Origin of the sequence: Pseudochrobactrum mosebachae (assembly GCF_048914685.1) — a bacterium.
Lineage (GTDB): Bacteria > Pseudomonadota > Alphaproteobacteria > Rhizobiales > Rhizobiaceae > Pseudochrobactrum.
This window is the reverse complement of record NZ_CP128408.1, coordinates 2,656,474-2,673,684: the sequence shown is the minus strand read 5'-3', so window position 1 is coordinate 2,673,684 and position 17,211 is coordinate 2,656,474. Positions and strand designations below refer to the sequence as shown.

The following is a 17,211-nucleotide window of genomic DNA, read 5'->3' as shown; positions in this document are numbered from 1 at the left end:
CCATCGCTGTTTAAAAAGCCGACGCTCGACAATATGGGGCCCGGAACAGACATGGCTAAACCGCTTGGCGTTAAGCCGGATAACGAGGCAGCTCCGATAAAGAGAAACCGCGCCGGTGCAGGTTCCTATGAAGATCCTGTGGATGTAAAGCGCAACACCCGCCGCTCCAGCAAAACCGGACGCCCGGGAAAGTAGCATTGCGAGTCAATACGCTTAGGCCATTATTTTCTGAACGTATTGACACAATATTTTTAGCAACGCATGACTACAAGGGCTCAATGCAGAGATAAAGCGGCCCGTATCCGGATTATACCAGCCCATGTAATCCGGATTTTCGTATGTCCCATGATGACAATATTCAAGTTGCTCCAGTTTACCAGTTACTTCGATTTGAATTTGAACAGCTCTGCTTTCTCTCAACAGGATCAGCTCATGCGCTTGCCGGCCGGTATTTTAGCTGCACTCTTGCCGTTCCTAATCGGGCAGTCACATGCCTTCGCGCAAGCTGTTGCGCCGCCTGAAAAACCAGCAGCACCCGATATTGCTAAAATTTGCCGTCAAATTGCCAGCGCAGCAGACAGGCATGGCATTCCTAAAGATTTCTTCGCGCGGTTGATATGGAAAGAAAGCCGTTTTGACCATCTTGCAGTCAGTCCGGTGGGCGCGCAAGGTATTGCCCAATTCATGCCCTACACGGCAAAGGAGCGCGGGCTCACGGATGCTTTCAATATTGAATTGGCACTACCTGCGTCAGCATCTTTTCTCAAAGACTTACATGGGCGCTTCGGTAGTTGGGGGCTGGCAGCAGCGGCCTATAATGGCGGGCCGAACCGGCTTTCGAACTGGTTAAAAAATGGCGGCTTTCTACCATTAGAAACTGAAGACTATGTGCTATCAATCACCGGAAAATCCGTTGACCATTTCAGTACTGGTCAGGAATTAACCAATGTTCCGCTTGACGAGCAACTCAGTTTTGAAGATGCCTGCCAGCGTCTTCCGATCATCAAATCGCGCGGGCTTTCGATGGCCCAATTACACCCCTATCCATGGGCGGTACAGATTGCCGGTAATTTCAGGCAAAGCGCTGTCGCTAACCAATGGAACCGTTTGCGCAAACAAAATCCTCAGCTATTTTCCGGTCATCAGGTCAGTATTTCAAGGATTCGCACCCCGCTTGGCAGGAGAGGAATCTATGTTGCACGCATTGGTGCCAATAGCCGCCAGAACGCGGATACGCTCTGCACAAGGATCAGAGCAACTGGCGGGTCCTGCATTATCCGCAAAAACCGCTGAAAATCCTCATTACAAAGTCTTATTGCTTTTACGCTGCGTTTTAAATTCAGTATTTCTGCTGCTGCAAGCTATTCTCTGCACTACAAAGGCAATAGCAAATGCCGGTACCGAACCATGTCATTCAAAATGTGCATTATAAAAAACGATAATAATATAAGAATTTCTCATAAAATATTTTTTGAACAAAGAGTAAATATCTCTGAATATTGAATTTCCCAATCGAAAAACTGAAACCCTGTGCTCAACAAGAAACGTAACAGGACTAAACTTATCTTATTTCAATTATATTGAAGTATATTTATATTAAAGACTACTGAACTTTATGCGACGTAAACTTAAGCAAGAAAAAAACAACATGTTCACAAAAATTTGCTTGCCAAATATCTTTCTATAGATCAGTCTTCAATTGTTCGGGCATTTGGCGGACAATGGAAGACTGGAAGAACGGCGCGCCGGAACCGCTATAAGCTCCGGGTCGGGATCACCTGACAATGATCGGCTCCTTTCCTGATTTCGATAACTGCCTGCATACCCCTACCGCTGGGCGTGTGGTGCGCATAGCGGTTCGAAAAATTCCGTTGCGGCTTATTTTAGCCAAGACGGCGCCAAGGAAAAGGAACGTATCCCATGGCACAGACCGGCATAGTCAAATTCTTTAATGGTGAAAAAGGCTTTGGCTTTATTAAACCGGATGATGGCGGACCAGATATTTTTGTACATATCTCTGCTGTTCAGGCTTCTGGCCTAACCAATCTCGCAGACAATCAAAAGGTGTCTTTTGAAACAGAACCGGATCGTCGCGGCAAAGGCCCTAAGGCAGTCGATATCAGCATTGCTGAATAAGACATCACGCATTGCATCATCATTCCCTATCAAGTTTTGACACGGATATGAGATGGCAACGCATCAGTGCGGCAGCTAATTTATTCAGGATTTATGAGAACTTCGAAACGTAAATCCTCCGCACTTCAGCATACGATCCTATCGTATAAAAACCCCGGTTCTTGCCGGGGTTTTTTTATATGCGCCGCCTGTATGAAAACTCCTCAGCACCGTTATTTAAAGAATTCTTAGCTCTGCACAAGATCACAAAACGCGCTTGATTATCCGCCGATATTATTTGTGAAAAGCCCTGCCCTTTGAAAAACTGAATATTATCCTTATTTGCTGTTCAGCAGCCATTCATGTGCTCCGTATTATTTCTCAGTCACGGTCTTACTCAATGCAGAAAAGCAGACAGAAAAGACAGCGGAAGCCGGCACAACCGGATGAGTTAAGCTTCGTAAGGAGGCATATATTATGAATATGTTGACCAAAACCACTTTGATCGCCGGCCTTTCACTGGCAACACTTGCCGGTAATTTCTCAGCCGCATCAGCTGATGATTGGGGTCGCCGCAACCAGAGCAACTGGAGCCATAACAATGGCGGCTGGAACAATAATAATGGCTGGCGCGGTCGGGATCGTAACTGGAACCGCGACTGGGATCGCCGTGACCGTCGCAACAATCGTAACGATGCGATAGCTGCAGGTGTTCTTGGTCTGGCTGCGGGCGCCATTATTGCCGGCGCCATCTCCCAGCCGCAACCCCAGCCGGTTTATCGTGAGCCGATCTATAATGCGCCGCCTCCAGTCTATTATCCGCCTACGCCGGCGCGCGGTAATTACAACCGCAATTATCAGGGCTCTTTTCAGCCATGGTCGCGCGAGTGGTATAACTGGTGCTCACAGCGCTACAGGTCGTTTAATGCCCAATCCGGCACATTCAGAGGTTATGACGGTCAGAATCACTTCTGCGTCTCTAATTAAACAAGACAAGTGCCAGAGCATTTCACGATCAAGTTGAATCAGCTTGATAGGTATGACAATGCGAAAAGCTAAAATCTAGAGCGCGCGCGATCCAACCCAGTCGCCAGCCATTTCAGGCCTATAGAACAAAAACAACCGCGAACTGAGTTCGCGGTTGTTTTAAATTTATAGAGCTGTTTATCGAAAAAAAACTACACCAGAAACGGGTTACCACGGCGCTCATCGCCAAAACGACTCCCTGCACCATGCCCACAGATAAAGCTGTATTCATCCCCCAAAGGTAGCAGCTTGTCTTTGATTGAGCTGATCAGCGCTTCATGATCTCCGCCGGGCAAATCTGTACGCCCGACAGAACCGTTGAAAAGTACATCGCCGACAATAGCGAAATGCATAGCTTTATTGATAAAAACCACATGACCTGGCGAATGGCCGGGGCAATGCAGCACCTCAAAATCTTCTCCGGCAAGAAAAAGATGATCACCTTCCTGTAGCCAGCGATCCGGCTTGAGGTTGCGATACCCTGCACCAAGCCCGTATTTTGCAGCAGAAGATTCAACATTATCGTACAAGAGTGCATCAGCTTCATGCGAGCCGATTACCGGCACTTTTAATGCATCGCGCAAATCCGCCGCCGCTCCGATATGATCAACATGACCGTGGGTGATCCAAATTTCTTCAATCTTGAGCTGGTTCTCAGTTATCGCTTCCTTGATCGCTTCAACATCGCCGCCCGGATCAACAACCACACCTGCTTTAGTATCCTTGTCAAACAGGATCGTACAATTTTGCCGGAATGGTGTTACCGGAATTATAATTGCCTGAAGCTTCGTCATACATCACCTGATTATCTAAAATATGAGCCATCACAGGCGTGCTTCCCTGATAAAGCGCAACCCGCATTTAGTACATACGGCAGCCGTTTTGCGCTCACAGTGTGTTCTGCAAATGATAACGGGCAGCCAAAGCTACCCGTTATATAGGAGATAAATTTTTAATTTGCAGCCCGCAGCTTCTACATAATCGGCTCTGTGCTGACTTTCAGCAAATTTCAGGCTTTATTAGCCATACTGTTTTTGATCAGTCCAACAACTGCGGTCAGAACTGCACCACCGGCACCGCCACCGATCAACTGACCGACAATGCCACTCATTGCAGAATCAACACCGCCGCCTGTCAGCATCGGCAAGAGCTGGCTCAGGATCAGACCGCCAATACCTCCGGCAACAGTATTGCCAGTGGTGCCTAGGCTCAGATTTTTAACAGCGCCGACAAGATTGCCACCAACTGCTCCGGAAACCAACTGAACAAGAATAGGAATAATTGCTTCCATGATTGTCACCCCGAATATTGTTTCATATCAAAGTAAAATGCCTTGATAACCAGATGATGACAAGAAACTCGGCGCTGTCAATTCTTATAGTAACTTCCTGATAAATTCAGCATGGCTTTTTACTAAAGAAAAGCTGCATATTATTGTAATTCAGTAAAAAACGATCAAAATAAAATCACCGGTTAAAATCATTCTCCTGAATAACTGCTCTACAGCGCCTCATATATCCCGCTTTGCCGATCGCCATGTGATTCTCAATCAGTCAACCAGTGCCACGCTTTCATCCGGTAAGGTGCCTTAAACAGGAAATACACTGGAGAACCATAAAAACATGGCACTATGGCTTAAACCACATTTGATTTAAGTCTATAATCACCAGCCAGAAACTTAAAACTACAACCAGACATTGCCAATAACCGGAGTTCAAGCGTGCGAGCCAAGAATGATGATAGTACAATTCGTGCAGCCTTATCTGCAGATGAGGTCAACGATCTGAGCATCATTGAGCTTCTGTTCTTCTCCTATCGTGATTTTATTGCTGATCCTGACAAGCAGCTCGAAACAATGGGCTTTGGCCGCGCGCATCACCGTGTGCTGTATTTTGTTAACCGCAAGCCCGGCATGAGTGTTGCAGAGCTGCTCGATGTATTGAAAATCACCAAGCAAAGTCTCGCGCGCGTATTGAAACAGCTTGTCGATAACGGCCATATTGTGCAACTGACAGGTGAAGCCGACCGCAGACAGCGCGAGCTGTATCCCACAGCTTCAGGCCGCGAACTCATACTCTCTCTGACCAAGCCGCAATCAAACCGTATTGCTGCGGCACTGGCAGAAAGCAATATGTCTGAAAAACAGATTATTCAAAGTTTTCTGAAAGCTATGGTCAATAGCGACCAGCGCGATCAGATCGACAGCCTGCCTTTAAGCCGGTAAGCTGACAAATAAACATGCATAACTTACGCCTGATTGTGTCAGTCTCAATATAGAGCAGTATCAGGAAAAGTGGGGAGCGTTTTTGCGCCCAGGACTGCGTTTAAACATAGAGCTAGAGCGACTTTATTCTTCAAGGAAAAATGAAACCGCTCTGGTTCTGCAATGAAAGGCTACATAACAATGACCAGCGAAGACACAATTCTGTCCGATGATGCCGCGCACCTGCTGGTGGTTGATGATGACACCCGTATCCGCAGCCTGTTGTCGCAATATCTCAGCAGCACCGGCTACCGTGTAACCATGGCAGCCAATGCGCAGGAAGCGCGCCGCAAGCTGGAAGGCATTGATTATGACCTGATCATTCTTGATGTGATGATGCCGGGTGAAAGCGGCGTTGAACTGACCCGCTCGCTGCGTGAAAAGAAAAATGTGCCGATCCTGATGCTCACAGCCCTGTCAGAAACCGACAGCCGTATCAACGGCCTTGAGGCCGGCGCCGATGATTATCTGTCCAAGCCGTTTGATCCGCGCGAGCTGACCTTGCGTATCAATAATATTTTGCGCCGTGGCGCCCAGCCAACCCAGCACATTATTGAGCAGATTGTTTTTGGCCCTTACACATTTTCTATTCCGCGCAAGGAACTGAAACAGGCGGGAGAAGTTATTAAATTAACCGACCGTGAACAGGACATTATGACAATCTTTGCCGAACGCGCCGGTGAAACTGTGCCGCGCCATGAATTAACCGGTCAGGATGGTGAAGTGGGCGAGCGGACAATCGACGTGCAGATCAACCGCCTTCGCCGCAAAATCGAAATTGATCCTGCCAATCCTATCTGGCTGCAAACCGTTCGCGGCATAGGCTATAAGCTCAGTATTGAACAATAAGGCGCTCGAAATTCATTTATTATTTAAAAATAATACTCTGATCCTGAATAGCGGGAGAATTTAGCCTTTGCTCTGGAACAAAATTTCCGACTGGCTGGCACTGCGCATGCCAAAACGGCTCTATGCGCGCTCGCTCATCATCATCATCGCGCCGATGGTGTTGTTGCAGTCGGTTATTGCATTTGTGTTTATGGAGCGCCATTGGCAGATGGTTACAGAGCGGCTTTCAACTGCCGTGGTGCGTGATATTTCGGCTATTATTGATATTATTGAGACCTATCCGCAAGAGCCAGATTACGCGAATATTATCCGCATAGCGCAGCAGCGGCTCGACCTTAATGTGTCGATCTTGCCGCCTGCTCCCTTGCCTCCGCCTGGCCCCAAGCCGTTTTTCTCTATTCTAGATTATTTTCTCAATGAAGAGATTACGCGCCAGATCAACCGCCCGTTCTGGATTGATACGGTGGGCGATTCCGATCTGGTGGAAATCCGCATACAGTTGGAAGATAAAATGCTACGGGTATTTGCCAAACGCAGTCAGGCCTATGCATCCAATACATTAATCTTTCTGACATGGATGATCGGCACGGCACTGGTATTGCTGCTGATTGCCATCGGGTTCTTACGCAATCAGATCAAGCCGATCCAGCAACTGGCAGAGGCAGCTGAAAGTTTTGGTAAAGGCCAGCCAATGCCTGTTGGCTTTCGTCCGCATGGCGCGGAGGAAGTACGCAAGGCTGGCGAGGCCTTCATTCAGATGCGCGAACGTATTGAACGTCAGATTGAGCAGCGTACCGCTATGCTCAGCGGCGTCAGCCATGATCTGCGCACCATTCTCACCCGCTTTAAGCTGCAGCTGGCAATTGCCGGTGGTAAAATTGATACCGATCCGCTTAATCAGGATATTACCGATATGCAGAATATGCTGGAGGGATATCTGGCTTTTGCGCGCGGTGAAGGCAGTGAGGAACAAGGCATTCTCGACCTGCAAATTATTTTCGCCAAATTGCAAGAAGAAGCACGCTTGCGCGAGCGTAACTTAGTGGTGGAGATGCATGGCAGCAGCCAGATTCAGGTGCGTCCTAATGCGTTTACACGCTTGATTTCCAACCTTGTCGGCAATGCATTCCGCTATGCCAATTCCGTGCATCTGAGTGCTACGCATAAAAATAGCTGGCTGACAATTACAGTTGATGATGACGGCCCAGGCATACCGGAAGATAAGCGTGAGGAAGTATTCAAACCCTTTGTGCGGCTGGATGAAGCCCGTAACCTTGATGCCAGCGGCACCGGACTGGGACTTGCGATTGCCCGGGATATTGCCCGTAACCATGGTGGCGACATCACACTTGAAACCAGCTCCGAAGGAGGGTTACGCGCGATAGTCAGCATACCCGCATAATTACCTCAAATAATACTCCGACATAAAATGGATGTGCCGGAGCAAACAACAACGTAGGTTTAGATCAGCTTGCGACCATTCGGAACAGTCTGCTCCGTTGCAGCCAGCACAATATCACCATTTTCATCAGCAAAGCCGAGCGTCAGAACTTCCGACATAAACGGGCCGATCTGTCGCGGCGGAAAATTGACCACCGCCAGAATTTGGCGCCCCACCAGTGTTTCAGGTGTATAGTGAACTGTAATCTGTGCCGAGGATTTTTTGATGCCAATCTCTTCGCCAAAATCGATTTTCAGCTTATAGGCAGGCTTGCGGGCTTTTTCAAAAACCTGCGCGTCCACAATTGTACCGGTGCGAATATCCACTTTTTCAAAATCCGAAAAACTGATTTCCTGATGTTCCGACACAATTCTATCCTCCAAACTTAACGGTCTTATTTTACCTGATTACCTGATCAAAGGTAAATTCCTCATAACATAACAAGCTTCAGCGACAGCGCTGTGCAGCAACTGTCGCTGAAATGTTTTTCAGAGCGCCAAGCCAAAGCAAAGCACTCCGGCTTTGATCAGGCGCGGCCTACCGTTTCAAACAGCACGCTCTCTAGGGCTTGCTTAGCCGATACCCCGGACCACACCACAAACTGGAATGCCTGATAATAGCATTCACACGCTTCCAATGCACTTGCCAGCAACACCTCAACCTGACGGCTGGTTGGCTTGGCGCCACCTGCGAGCAGCAAGGACTGGCGATACATAATCGCCCCTTCATTGCGCCACAGATCAAAATGCCCCATCAGCATTTGCTCATTGATTAATGAGAGCAAACGCAAGACTTCATTCACGCGCGGTTCGCTCACTTTGACATCAAAGGCACAAGCCAAATGCAGCGCTTCAAACTCTTCCATCCACGAAAATGAAAGATGATAATCAGTCCAGTTCCCGACAACAGAAACCGCAATTTCATCGTCGCCGGTACGGTCAAATGCCCAGTCATTGGTGTGCGCAACCTGTTCAATGACATCCACAGGATGTGCATCGCGAGCGATATCAAGCTCAAGAAGGTTCATGTTCGTTCCCTGTCTTTGGATACGCTAATAATAAGCGACATCCGGATTCCGGCTGTTAAAACATCAAGCCGGAGTGCAGCCCTCGCGGCAATTGCCACACAAAGGACACACTGGTTAATAGGCCGAGACAATGTTGCTTACTCGACAACTCCGCCTCTAACACACGCGCAAACACATGACTGCTACACTATCGCAGCAACCGGATCTTAACGGTTGAGCCCAGGCTCTGCCGTTCCCCGCTTCTGCTATGCTCCACAACTCAATTACGAATCATGTAGTGTTTTCAGTCTATTGATGCTGAGTCAGAGTACCAGCCCTTTTTACAAAACCACCAACAAAGCATGTGGAAACAACAAACGGCGCCCGAAGGGGCGCCGCCGTAACCGATTCTGGAATAACGATTTTTAGGCATTCTTGCCTGTGTATAAAAAGTTAAAAAATAATTTATATTTAAGAGGCTTAAGCGCCTTTTTTAGCAGTTTTTTCAACCAGTGCAGCTTCGATTTTAGCAATACGCTCTTCAAGCTCTGCAATCTTAACTGTCAGGGCGCTGTTTTCTGTGCGGGTTTTAACCGCCATTTCACGCATTGCCTCAAAATCTTCTCGCTGCACAACATCCAGCGTGTTCAGCAGCTTCTCACCTTGTGAGCGGATTGCTGTCTCCACTTCGCGGCGCACGCCCTGTGCGGCACCGGCAGTATCAGTGACGAGTTTTGCGAGTTCATCAAGAACTTTACTGGTAGCGTTGCTCATGGGATCACCTTTTGCTAACCCGCCACAGGCGGCGAACTATATTACCCCACCATAGGCAGGAATTACGTTTATTTGAAATAAGCCTGCATTCTGGCTGATGCAAGACCGCAATCCTGCATTTTCAAAATATAGCATATGTTACGCTGCTTAGAGCGGGTAACGATCAGGTTGGATCGCAGCGCTCGCTCTAGATTTTAGAATTTCGCATTGTCATATCTATCAAGTTGATTCAACTTGATAGTGAAATGCTCTAGTGCAGTTCTATAGCTGTTTAATGTCGGTTTTAAGTAAACCTTAAGCCAGAACGATAAACAACGTTAATTGATGATAATCAGCGCCATCAAACCAACAGACTTTTATCCTGAGCTGAAATTCGCTATGCCTGATAGCGATTAAAACGTGCCGCCTGAAAATAGCCGATTTATCTGAACCGATAATAATGGCTGGAAGATTGCCGCCTGAACGGAGACGACCATGACCGAACCGCAGATCATTATGGCTGCATTGCCTTTTCCCGCCATAGATCCGGTACTGTTTTCAGTCGGGCCCTTCTCGGTTCATTGGTATGGGATCGGCTATGTCATCGGCATTTTATTTGCGTGGTGGTACGGCAAAAAACTGATCAATAATGCGCGTCTGTGGCCGAATAATAATGCGCCGATGCAGCCGATAGCGCTGGATGATTTTGTGCTCTGGGCAGCGCTCGGCGTGGTGATCGGCGGCCGTCTCGGCTATGTGCTGTTTTATAACTTCTCTTTTTATCTCAGCAATCCGTTGCAAATTCCCGCAGTCTGGGATGGCGGCATGTCGTTCCATGGCGGCATACTTGGCACCACCATTGCCATGATCCTGTTTGCCCGCAAACGCGATATCCCTGTGTGGAGCATGTTTGATACGATTGCCGCCGGTGTGCCGATTGGTCTCGGTGTTGTGCGCATAGCCAATTTCATCAATTCCGAGCTCTGGGGTCGCGTTAGCGATGTGTCATGGGCCGTGTATTTCCCCAATGGCGGCCCGCTGCCGCGCCATCCGAGCCAGCTTTATGAAGCAGCCCTTGAAGGCTTCGTGCTGTTCATCGTGCTTGCAGTGCTGATCTGGAAGGGCAAAAAGCTCAAAGCTCCGGGCTTTATCGCCGGTGCATTTGTGACCGGTTATGGTTTGTCGCGTATTCTTGTCGAGTTCTTCCGCGAGCCGGATGCGCAATTGGGCTATCTGCTCGGCGGCTGGCTGACCATGGGCATGATCCTGTCCGTGCCAATGGTGCTGATCGGCCTATGGGCAATGCTGCGGGCGAACCGCGCTGCAGCAAAGGCAGCATGATTGATGTCAGACATTTCAGCTCTTGCAGCAGATAAGCTCAAACAACGCCTGATCAAACTTATCACCAATGGCGGAGCAATTACGGTTGCCGATTACATGGCCTATTGCCTCGCAGATCATGACGGCGGTTATTATATGACCCGTGAGCCATTTGGTGCAAAGGGCGATTTTATCACCGCACCGGAAGTCAGCCAGATGTTTGGTGAGTTAATTGGTGTTTGGGTTATTAGCCAATGGCAGGCTTTGGGTGAACCTGACAGCTGCGTCATCTGCGAGATCGGGCCCGGTCGCGGCACTCTGATGAGTGATCTGCTTCGTGCAGTCACTAAGCTTGCACCAAAGATGATGCGCGGCGCTCAAATTGCGATGGTTGAAACCAGCGCCCGCCTCACCAGCGTGCAGCAGAAAAAGCTAAAGGGTACTGCGCCTGATATTAATTGGCATCAGAGCCTTGAAACTGTGCCGCACGCACCATTGATCCTGATTGCCAACGAGTTGTTCGATGCATTGCCGGATCATCAATTCATCAAAAATCAGGGCAAATTTGTCGAGCGCATGGTTCGTGTCAGTGACACTACAGAGCCGCAATTATGCTTTGGTATTGGCACCGGCGGCATTGATGCCGGTTTACTCCCAGCGGGACACGAAACAGCGCCGGACGGCACAATCTTTGAAGTATCACCGGCGCGCTCGGCATTAATGCAGCAGATTTGCGAGCGTCTCAGGCAGCATAGCGGCGCAGCCTTGCTGATTGATTATGGTTCACATCAGGCCGGTTTCGGCGACACTTTACAAGCACTCTATCAGCATCAGTTTCAGGATGTTTTCACGGCACCAGGTCAGGCAGATATTACCACCCATGTGGATTTTGCCGCACTGCGTAGCATTGCCGAAAATCTGGGTTGTACAGTCAAGGCTGAAGAGCAAGGTGCGTTCTTGCTCTCTATGGGCTTGTTAAGCCGCGCTGGCCAGCTTGGTGCGGGCAAATCTGTCGTCGTGCAAGAGCAGATACGCGACGATGTTGAGCGTCTTGCGGCACCAGATCAAATGGGCATCCTGTTCAAAACCCTCAGCATTACCTATTCTGCACCACTGAACACCTGATGACACTAGCCATTCTTGCTAAGCCTATATTTTTCAGACGTCCTATTGAGAGAGACAATGATGACCAGCAACACCAGTCTGCCCGCTCCGCTCCGCTCTCCCCTGCTGGAAACCAATAACCGTATTGCGCATGGCTTTTTCACCCGTCAGGGTGGTGTATCTTCCGGTATTTACGACAGTTTGAATGTCGGCATCGGTTCTAAAGATGATGTGGATTGCGTGCAGGAAAACCGCCGCCGTGTGGCCGGTTATTTTGATCTGCCGGCACAAAGCCTGCAAACGCTGTATCAGGTCCATTCACCAACTGTTGTAACCATCACGGAGCCGCTGCCCTCACCACGTCCGCAGGCCGATGCCATGGTCACCAATGTTCCGGGATTGATTCTGGGCAGCTTGAGTGCAGATTGCGGCCCTGTGCTGTTTTGTGAGCCGGATGCCGGCATTATCGGCTCCGCCCATGCTGGTTGGCGCGGTGCGCTGGGTGGCGTTCTTGAAAACACGGTCGAGGCCATTGTTAATCTCGGCGGCGAAAGATCAAAAATCCGTGCAGTTCTGGGGCCTTGTATCGGTCAGGACAATTACGAGGTCGGCGCTGAATTTGTTGCCGAATTCACCGCAATCAATCAAGATTATGCACAATATTTCCGCCCTTCTGCCAATCGGGGACGTAAAATGTTTGATCTTTGGCAGTTTATCGTTGATCGTCTGTCCGCGAGCGGTGTTCAGGCAGCATCCCTTGATTTGTGCACCTATGCTGATGAAGCGCGGTTTTTCTCGTATCGCCGTACCACCCATCGCAAGGAGCCGGATTACGGGCGCCAGATTGCCGCCATTGCCATCCGGAAGTAAATACTTCCTTATATGAATCCGGAAGTACCGACTTCTGTTTTACACCTGCGGAGACAATCATGGCGCTTCATTTTGCACCGGAAGAATTTGCTGCCCGCCGCGACAGACTGATGCTGTCGATGGCTGAAAACAAACTGGATGCAATGCTGCTCTTCTCTCAGGAAAGCATGTATTGGCTCACCGGTTACGACACATTCGGCTTCTGTTTTTTCCAATGCCTTGTGGTCAAACAAGACGGCACTATGGTGCTGATGACCCGTTCGGCAGATTTGCGACAGGCGCGTCACACCTCCACAATCGATAATATTGTGCAATGGACGGACCGCGAAAATGCCAATCCCGCAGTTGACCTACGCAATCTTCTCAATGAGATGGATTTTCTTGGCTGCCGGATCGGGGTTGAATATCAGACCCATGGCCTGACCGCCGCCAATGGCCGTAAACTTGATGAGCAGCTCACAAGCTTTGCCAAGATTATTGATGCTTCCGGCATGATCGACCGTTTACGCTTGTTAAAAAGCCCGGCAGAAGTAGACTATGCCCGCAAAGCTGCAGCGCTGAGCGATGCGATTTATGATGCAGCGCTGGGGCAGGTTCGCAGCAATGCCAATGAGGCTAATATTCTGGCCGCCATGATGGAAGCCAATTTCCTCGGTGACGGCGATTTTCCTGCCAATGAATATATTATCGGCTCGGGGCCAGATGCCCTGCTGTGCCGCTACAAAGCCGGTCGACGCCAATTGCATAAAAACGACCAGCTCACGCTGGAATGGTCCGGTGTTTATCGTCATTACCATGCGCCAATGATGCGCACGGTTCTAACCGGCAAGGCAACCAAGCGTCATGAAGAACTCTATCAGACAGCACATGAAGCGCTGATGGCTGTTGAAGCCGCTATGACGCCCGCCTCAACCTTTGGTGATGTGTTTGATGCCCATGCCAAGGTGCTTGAAGCCCATTCGCTGACACGGCACCGGCTCAATGCCTGCGGTTATTCTGTCGGTGCCCGCTTCACGCCTTCATGGATGGACCCGCAAATGTTTTATTCCGGCAATTCCGAACGCATTGAACCGGATATGACGCTTTTTGCACATATGATCATCATGGATTCTGAAACCAATACCGCAATGACGCTGGGGCAGACTTATCTGACAACCAACGGCCCTGCGCAAAGCCTGTCGAAAAGCAGCCTCGACCTGATTATTGTGTGAAGAAAACCACGATCAACGGCGCAGATTACAAGAGACTCATCCCCGCCCGCCTCTTGTTTGTCGTTAAGCCTGTTGCCATATAATTCAGACAAGCGTGTCTTTTTGGCCTATAAACAGTATGAAAATGCAAGTTTATGAAAATATCGGGGCATTAATGGTGCCCTGCGGCTTTTGTACCCTTGCAATACTGGCCAAGCTTTGTAAAACGCCGCTCATTAAGCCAGCATTGCAGACCATGAGAAAACGCGGTCTCGCATTGCTGCTGTGACTTTGAAACTGTATGGGATTGACCGGTCTCGCAACCGGTAGGTCTTCTCTACTCACCCGGATACAGGGAATCCGCGCATGACCGTTGCAGATTGCACCACAGGGACATGCGTTCGGCAAACCAGCGCCAGAGGCAAAAAAGCATGAAACTTTTCGCGGGCAACTCCAATCGTGTCCTAGCAGAATCTGTTGCAAAACATCTCAATATCCCACTCGGCAAAGCCGTAGTTAAGCGTTTTGCAGATCAGGAAATCTTCGTAGAAATTCAGGAAAATGTTCGTGGTGAAGACGTATTCGTTCTTCAGTCCACCTCATATCCGACCAATGATCATCTGATGGAACTATTGATCATGATTGATGCGTTCCGCCGCTCATCAGCGCGCCGCATCACCGCAGTGATCCCTTATTACGGCTATGCCCGTCAGGATCGTAAGCCGGGTCCGCGTACCCCGATCTCTGCCAAGCTGGTTGCTAATCTGATCACTGAAGCCGGTGCCAACCGCGTTCTCACACTTGATCTGCATGCCGGTCAGATTCAGGGCTTCTTCGATATCCCGACCGATAATCTCTATGCGGTTCCGGTGATTGCCCGTGATGTTAAAGCCAATTACGACACTTCCAATGTTATGGTTGTTTCACCAGATGTCGGCGGCGTGGTGCGTGCCCGCTCACTGGCCAAGCGCATCGATGCGCAGCTTGCTATCGTTGACAAGCGCCGTGATCGTCCAGGTGAATCAGAAGTGATGAACGTGATCGGTGATGTCACCGGTAAAGATTGCCTGTTGTTCGACGACATTGTTGATTCCGGCGGCACGCTCTGCAACGCAGCTGAAGCCCTGCTTGCAAAAGGCGCAACCAGCGTTACTGCCTATATTACGCACGGTGTTCTCTCCGGTGGTGCTATTGCCCGTATCACCTCTTCCAAGCTTAAAGAGCTGGTGATCACCAATTCGATCCAGCCAACAGCAGCTATTGATCAGGCGCATAATATCCGCGTGCTTTCGATCTCTGACCTGATTGGTGAAGCGATTGCCCGTACAGCTGCGGAAGAATCCGTATCCAGCCTGTTCGACTGAAAAGCCGCTTAATACCCCATTGAAAAAGGCGGTGAAGATATCTTCACCGCCTTTTTTGTATTGTTAAAATTTACTCGGCTGCTTCAGCGCTTTCAGCCCCCTCATCAGGGCCGTTCGGATCACCGGCAGCGGTTTCGCACCCCATATCCGGAAATGCCACAATGCGCATGCCGGTAAAATCATTGCGCACCACCAGCAAACCGCGCTCTTCAAAATAAGTCAGCAAACGCCGTGCGCGGCTGGTTGAGTGGCTGCCATAGGCACGTGCCAATGTCGCATCTGAGGGACACGCTGCCCCTTTAACGGCGGCTTGCGCTACAATCAGGAACACACCCTGCACGTCATCGGTCAGGGTTTCCGACAATTGCAAAGCGGTCTGCCACTTTTCATCATCAATCATCCCCTCGCCGCCACTCGCTTGCGCCACGGCAAGGCGACGGCGAAATGCCGGCAGCGCCAATGGCTCGCCCGCGATGCGGTGAATACGGCAGCGCACCAGAAAATCCTGATAAAGCACAGCAACCGTGCGATAGGCCGCCTCCGGATCTTCAATGATCTCGGTCATCACCTTATCAATCTGCTCTTCACGCTCTGCTTCCATCAACCCCGGAAACAGTGGTTCATCAGGCTGCTCGGCTTCCGGTTTGGCTTTCACCACCTGCGCCAGAATTTCAGCCGTTGGCCTCGGCGGCGGCGGTGGTGGCGGCGGACGGCGCACAATCATCTTGGCTTCACTGGCACTTGGCGTAAAAATCAGATCAGCGGCATCAATATGTGAATCCGGCATCGGCATCAGTTTCGGACTGGAAGACCGCGCTGATGTTTCAACCTTACCGATTTTAATCGCTAATGGACGACGTGATAATGCAGGCCCCAAGGCCACAAAATGTCCGCGCTGCAAATCACGGAACTGCTCCGCCTGGCGGCGATCCATGCCCAAAAGATCGGCAGCACGCGCCATATCAATATCAAGAAAGGTACGGCCCATTAAGAAATTGGAGGCTTCAGCTGCAACGTTTTTAGCAAGTTTAGCCAAACGCTGCGTGGCAATAACACCGGCAAGGCCGCGCTTACGTCCGCGGCACATCAGATTGGTCATGGCGCTTAATGAAATTTTACGCGCCTCATCAGAGACTTCTCCGCCTACAGCCGGTGCAAAAAGCTGGGCTTCATCCACCACCACCAGCATCGGATACCAGTAGTCGCGGTCTGCATCAAACATACCATTGAGAAATGCGGCGGCAGCCTTCATCTGCTGGTCAATTTCAAGACCTTCAAGATTAACCACCACCGACACGCGATGCTGACGGATACGCGCGGCAATACGGGTAAGCTCACCCTCGGTGCGCGCTGCATCCACCACCACATGGCCATAGACATCGGCCATGGTAACAAAATCGCCCTCAGGATCGATAATACATTGCTGCACCCAAGGCGCGCTTTGCTCGAGCAATCGGCGCAGCAGATAAGATTTACCGGAACCGGAATTACCCTGTACCAGCAAGCGTGTGGCCAGCAGCTCTTCAAGGTCGAGCATAGCTGCGGTGCCGTTTGGCGTGGCTCCCATGTCGATGCCGACCTTCATAAGTGCCTCCTGCAATACACGTGAAAAAGCGCCCGCACGAATGGGGCTGCATGAAATAAGATTCGGGATATAGCCTGTTTCTAACAGGTATCAAACATAACACCAAGCCCGCACAAGCTGGTGCATTTATTCAGGCCAATCCCCTGAATTCACATTTTTTGGTGCTTATCCCCTGCATTGCCATTAAATGCCGCATTTACCGTGGCGCAAAACACCACCGCATTGCACAAAAACTTGCGTCAAAGCCGTTAATACCTTATGAGAGCCCATCCGCGTAGACACCCTTGGAGGCAGCGCGGAATGATATTTTCGCCTTATCGTTGTT

General features: G+C 49.9%; 17 protein-coding genes and 1 pseudogene. 12 read left to right on the top strand and 6 right to left on the bottom strand.

Annotated elements, in window-relative coordinates:
* The 4 genes and pseudogenes from MP213Fo_RS12155 to MP213Fo_RS12140 all read left to right on the top strand — a co-directional run.
* Positions 1-195 (top strand): annotated as a pseudogene (locus MP213Fo_RS12155) (hypothetical protein); the annotation flags it as partial.
* A gap of 237 nt (positions 196-432) precedes the next feature.
* Positions 433-1,293, top strand: a complete 861-nt coding sequence (locus tag MP213Fo_RS12150) for a lytic transglycosylase domain-containing protein (protein ID WP_421089251.1) — start codon at positions 433-435, stop codon at positions 1,291-1,293.
* Positions 1,294-1,920: 627 nt separating this feature from the next.
* The gene (locus MP213Fo_RS12145; protein WP_421089250.1) at positions 1,921-2,136 is read left to right on the top strand and encodes a cold-shock protein; all 216 of its coding nucleotides are present in this window, start codon (positions 1,921-1,923) and stop codon (positions 2,134-2,136) included.
* A gap of 456 nt (positions 2,137-2,592) precedes the next feature.
* On the top strand, positions 2,593-3,102 hold the full coding sequence (locus MP213Fo_RS12140) for a BA14K family protein (RefSeq protein WP_421089249.1): 510 nt from the start codon (positions 2,593-2,595) through the stop codon (positions 3,100-3,102).
* A 191-nt stretch (positions 3,103-3,293) separates the two neighbouring features.
* Here MP213Fo_RS12140 and MP213Fo_RS12135 read toward each other — a convergent pair whose 3' ends face one another.
* On the bottom strand, positions 3,294-3,935 hold the full coding sequence (locus tag MP213Fo_RS12135) for an MBL fold metallo-hydrolase (RefSeq protein ID WP_421089248.1): 642 nt from the start codon (positions 3,933-3,935) through the stop codon (positions 3,294-3,296).
* A gap of 215 nt (positions 3,936-4,150) precedes the next feature.
* A complete protein-coding gene (locus tag MP213Fo_RS12130) occupies positions 4,151-4,432 on the bottom strand; it encodes a hypothetical protein (protein WP_421089247.1) in 282 nt (93 codons plus the stop codon).
* 429 nt (positions 4,433-4,861) lie between these two features.
* Here MP213Fo_RS12130 and MP213Fo_RS12125 point away from each other — a divergent pair, with 429 nt between their 5' ends.
* The 3 genes from MP213Fo_RS12125 to MP213Fo_RS12115 all read left to right on the top strand — a co-directional run bounded on the left by MP213Fo_RS12125 (position 4,862) and on the right by MP213Fo_RS12115 (position 7,655).
* Positions 4,862-5,365 carry a MarR family winged helix-turn-helix transcriptional regulator gene (locus MP213Fo_RS12125; protein WP_421089246.1) on the top strand — a complete coding sequence of 168 codons (504 nt, stop codon included), beginning with the start codon at positions 4,862-4,864 and terminating at the stop codon, positions 5,363-5,365.
* A 180-nt stretch (positions 5,366-5,545) separates the two neighbouring features.
* Positions 5,546-6,253 carry a response regulator gene (locus MP213Fo_RS12120; protein ID WP_421089245.1) on the top strand — a complete coding sequence of 236 codons (708 nt, stop codon included), beginning with the start codon at positions 5,546-5,548 and terminating at the stop codon, positions 6,251-6,253.
* Between the two features lie 106 nt (positions 6,254-6,359).
* Positions 6,360-7,655 carry an ATP-binding protein gene (locus tag MP213Fo_RS12115; protein ID WP_421091132.1) on the top strand — a complete coding sequence of 432 codons (1,296 nt, stop codon included), beginning with the start codon at positions 6,360-6,362 and terminating at the stop codon, positions 7,653-7,655.
* 59 nt (positions 7,656-7,714) lie between these two features.
* On the opposite strand, the gene MP213Fo_RS12110 is transcribed toward MP213Fo_RS12115, so the two are convergent.
* The 3 genes from MP213Fo_RS12110 to MP213Fo_RS12100 form a co-directional block, all read right to left on the bottom strand.
* A complete protein-coding gene (locus MP213Fo_RS12110) occupies positions 7,715-8,062 on the bottom strand; it encodes a tRNA-binding protein (RefSeq protein ID WP_421089244.1) in 348 nt (115 codons plus the stop codon).
* A 158-nt stretch (positions 8,063-8,220) separates the two neighbouring features.
* A complete protein-coding gene (locus MP213Fo_RS12105; RefSeq protein ID WP_421089243.1) occupies positions 8,221-8,721 on the bottom strand; it encodes a YbjN domain-containing protein in 501 nt (166 codons plus the stop codon).
* A gap of 459 nt (positions 8,722-9,180) precedes the next feature.
* Complete coding sequence (locus MP213Fo_RS12100) at positions 9,181-9,474, bottom strand: accessory factor UbiK family protein (RefSeq protein ID WP_421089242.1); 294 nt, start codon at positions 9,472-9,474, stop codon at positions 9,181-9,183.
* 474 nt (positions 9,475-9,948) lie between these two features.
* Between MP213Fo_RS12100 and lgt the strand changes: the two genes are divergently transcribed.
* The 5 genes from lgt to MP213Fo_RS12075 all read left to right on the top strand — a co-directional run bounded on the left by lgt (position 9,949) and on the right by MP213Fo_RS12075 (position 15,301).
* Entirely contained in the window at positions 9,949-10,794 is an 846-nt protein-coding gene (lgt, locus tag MP213Fo_RS12095; protein ID WP_421089241.1) for a prolipoprotein diacylglyceryl transferase, read from the top strand.
* A gap of 3 nt (positions 10,795-10,797) precedes the next feature.
* On the top strand, positions 10,798-11,898 hold the full coding sequence (locus MP213Fo_RS12090) for a class I SAM-dependent methyltransferase (protein ID WP_421089240.1): 1,101 nt from the start codon (positions 10,798-10,800) through the stop codon (positions 11,896-11,898).
* A gap of 57 nt (positions 11,899-11,955) precedes the next feature.
* A complete protein-coding gene (pgeF, locus tag MP213Fo_RS12085; RefSeq protein ID WP_421089239.1) occupies positions 11,956-12,747 on the top strand; it encodes a peptidoglycan editing factor PgeF in 792 nt (263 codons plus the stop codon).
* A 59-nt stretch (positions 12,748-12,806) separates the two neighbouring features.
* Positions 12,807-13,958, top strand: coding sequence for a M24 family metallopeptidase (locus tag MP213Fo_RS12080; protein WP_421089238.1), 1,152 nt, complete (start codon positions 12,807-12,809; stop codon positions 13,956-13,958).
* Positions 13,959-14,368: 410 nt separating this feature from the next.
* Positions 14,369-15,301: a ribose-phosphate pyrophosphokinase gene (locus tag MP213Fo_RS12075; RefSeq protein WP_421089237.1), complete on the top strand. Its 933-nt coding sequence runs from the start codon at positions 14,369-14,371 to the stop codon at positions 15,299-15,301.
* A 70-nt stretch (positions 15,302-15,371) separates the two neighbouring features.
* Here the strand turns inward: MP213Fo_RS12075 and MP213Fo_RS12070 are convergent, their stop codons facing one another.
* Positions 15,372-16,886: a helicase HerA domain-containing protein gene (locus MP213Fo_RS12070; RefSeq protein ID WP_421089236.1), complete on the bottom strand. Its 1,515-nt coding sequence runs from the start codon at positions 16,884-16,886 to the stop codon at positions 15,372-15,374.
* Between the last annotated feature and the right edge of the window lie 325 nt (positions 16,887-17,211).

Coding starts and splice junctions, on each gene's coding strand:
- MP213Fo_RS12150 (WP_421089251.1), top strand. CDS start 433: ATGCGCTTGCCGGCCGGTATTTTAGCTGCACTCTTGCCGTTCCTAATC.
- MP213Fo_RS12145 (WP_421089250.1), top strand. CDS start 1,921: ATGGCACAGACCGGCATAGTCAAATTCTTTAATGGTGAAAAAGGCTTT.
- MP213Fo_RS12140 (WP_421089249.1), top strand. CDS start 2,593: ATGAATATGTTGACCAAAACCACTTTGATCGCCGGCCTTTCACTGGCA.
- MP213Fo_RS12135 (WP_421089248.1), bottom strand. CDS start 3,935: ATGACGAAGCTTCAGGCAATTATAATTCCGGTAACACCATTCCGGCAA.
- MP213Fo_RS12130 (WP_421089247.1), bottom strand. CDS start 4,432: ATGGAAGCAATTATTCCTATTCTTGTTCAGTTGGTTTCCGGAGCAGTT.
- MP213Fo_RS12120 (WP_421089245.1), top strand. CDS start 5,546: ATGACCAGCGAAGACACAATTCTGTCCGATGATGCCGCGCACCTGCTG.
- MP213Fo_RS12115 (WP_421091132.1), top strand. CDS start 6,360: ATGCCAAAACGGCTCTATGCGCGCTCGCTCATCATCATCATCGCGCCG.
- MP213Fo_RS12105 (WP_421089243.1), bottom strand. CDS start 8,721: ATGAACCTTCTTGAGCTTGATATCGCTCGCGATGCACATCCTGTGGAT.
- MP213Fo_RS12100 (WP_421089242.1), bottom strand. CDS start 9,474: ATGAGCAACGCTACCAGTAAAGTTCTTGATGAACTCGCAAAACTCGTC.
- lgt (WP_421089241.1), top strand. CDS start 9,949: ATGACCGAACCGCAGATCATTATGGCTGCATTGCCTTTTCCCGCCATA.
- MP213Fo_RS12090 (WP_421089240.1), top strand. CDS start 10,798: ATGTCAGACATTTCAGCTCTTGCAGCAGATAAGCTCAAACAACGCCTG.
- pgeF (WP_421089239.1), top strand. CDS start 11,956: ATGATGACCAGCAACACCAGTCTGCCCGCTCCGCTCCGCTCTCCCCTG.
- MP213Fo_RS12080 (WP_421089238.1), top strand. CDS start 12,807: ATGGCGCTTCATTTTGCACCGGAAGAATTTGCTGCCCGCCGCGACAGA.
- MP213Fo_RS12075 (WP_421089237.1), top strand. CDS start 14,369: ATGAAACTTTTCGCGGGCAACTCCAATCGTGTCCTAGCAGAATCTGTT.
- MP213Fo_RS12070 (WP_421089236.1), bottom strand. CDS start 16,886: ATGAAGGTCGGCATCGACATGGGAGCCACGCCAAACGGCACCGCAGCT.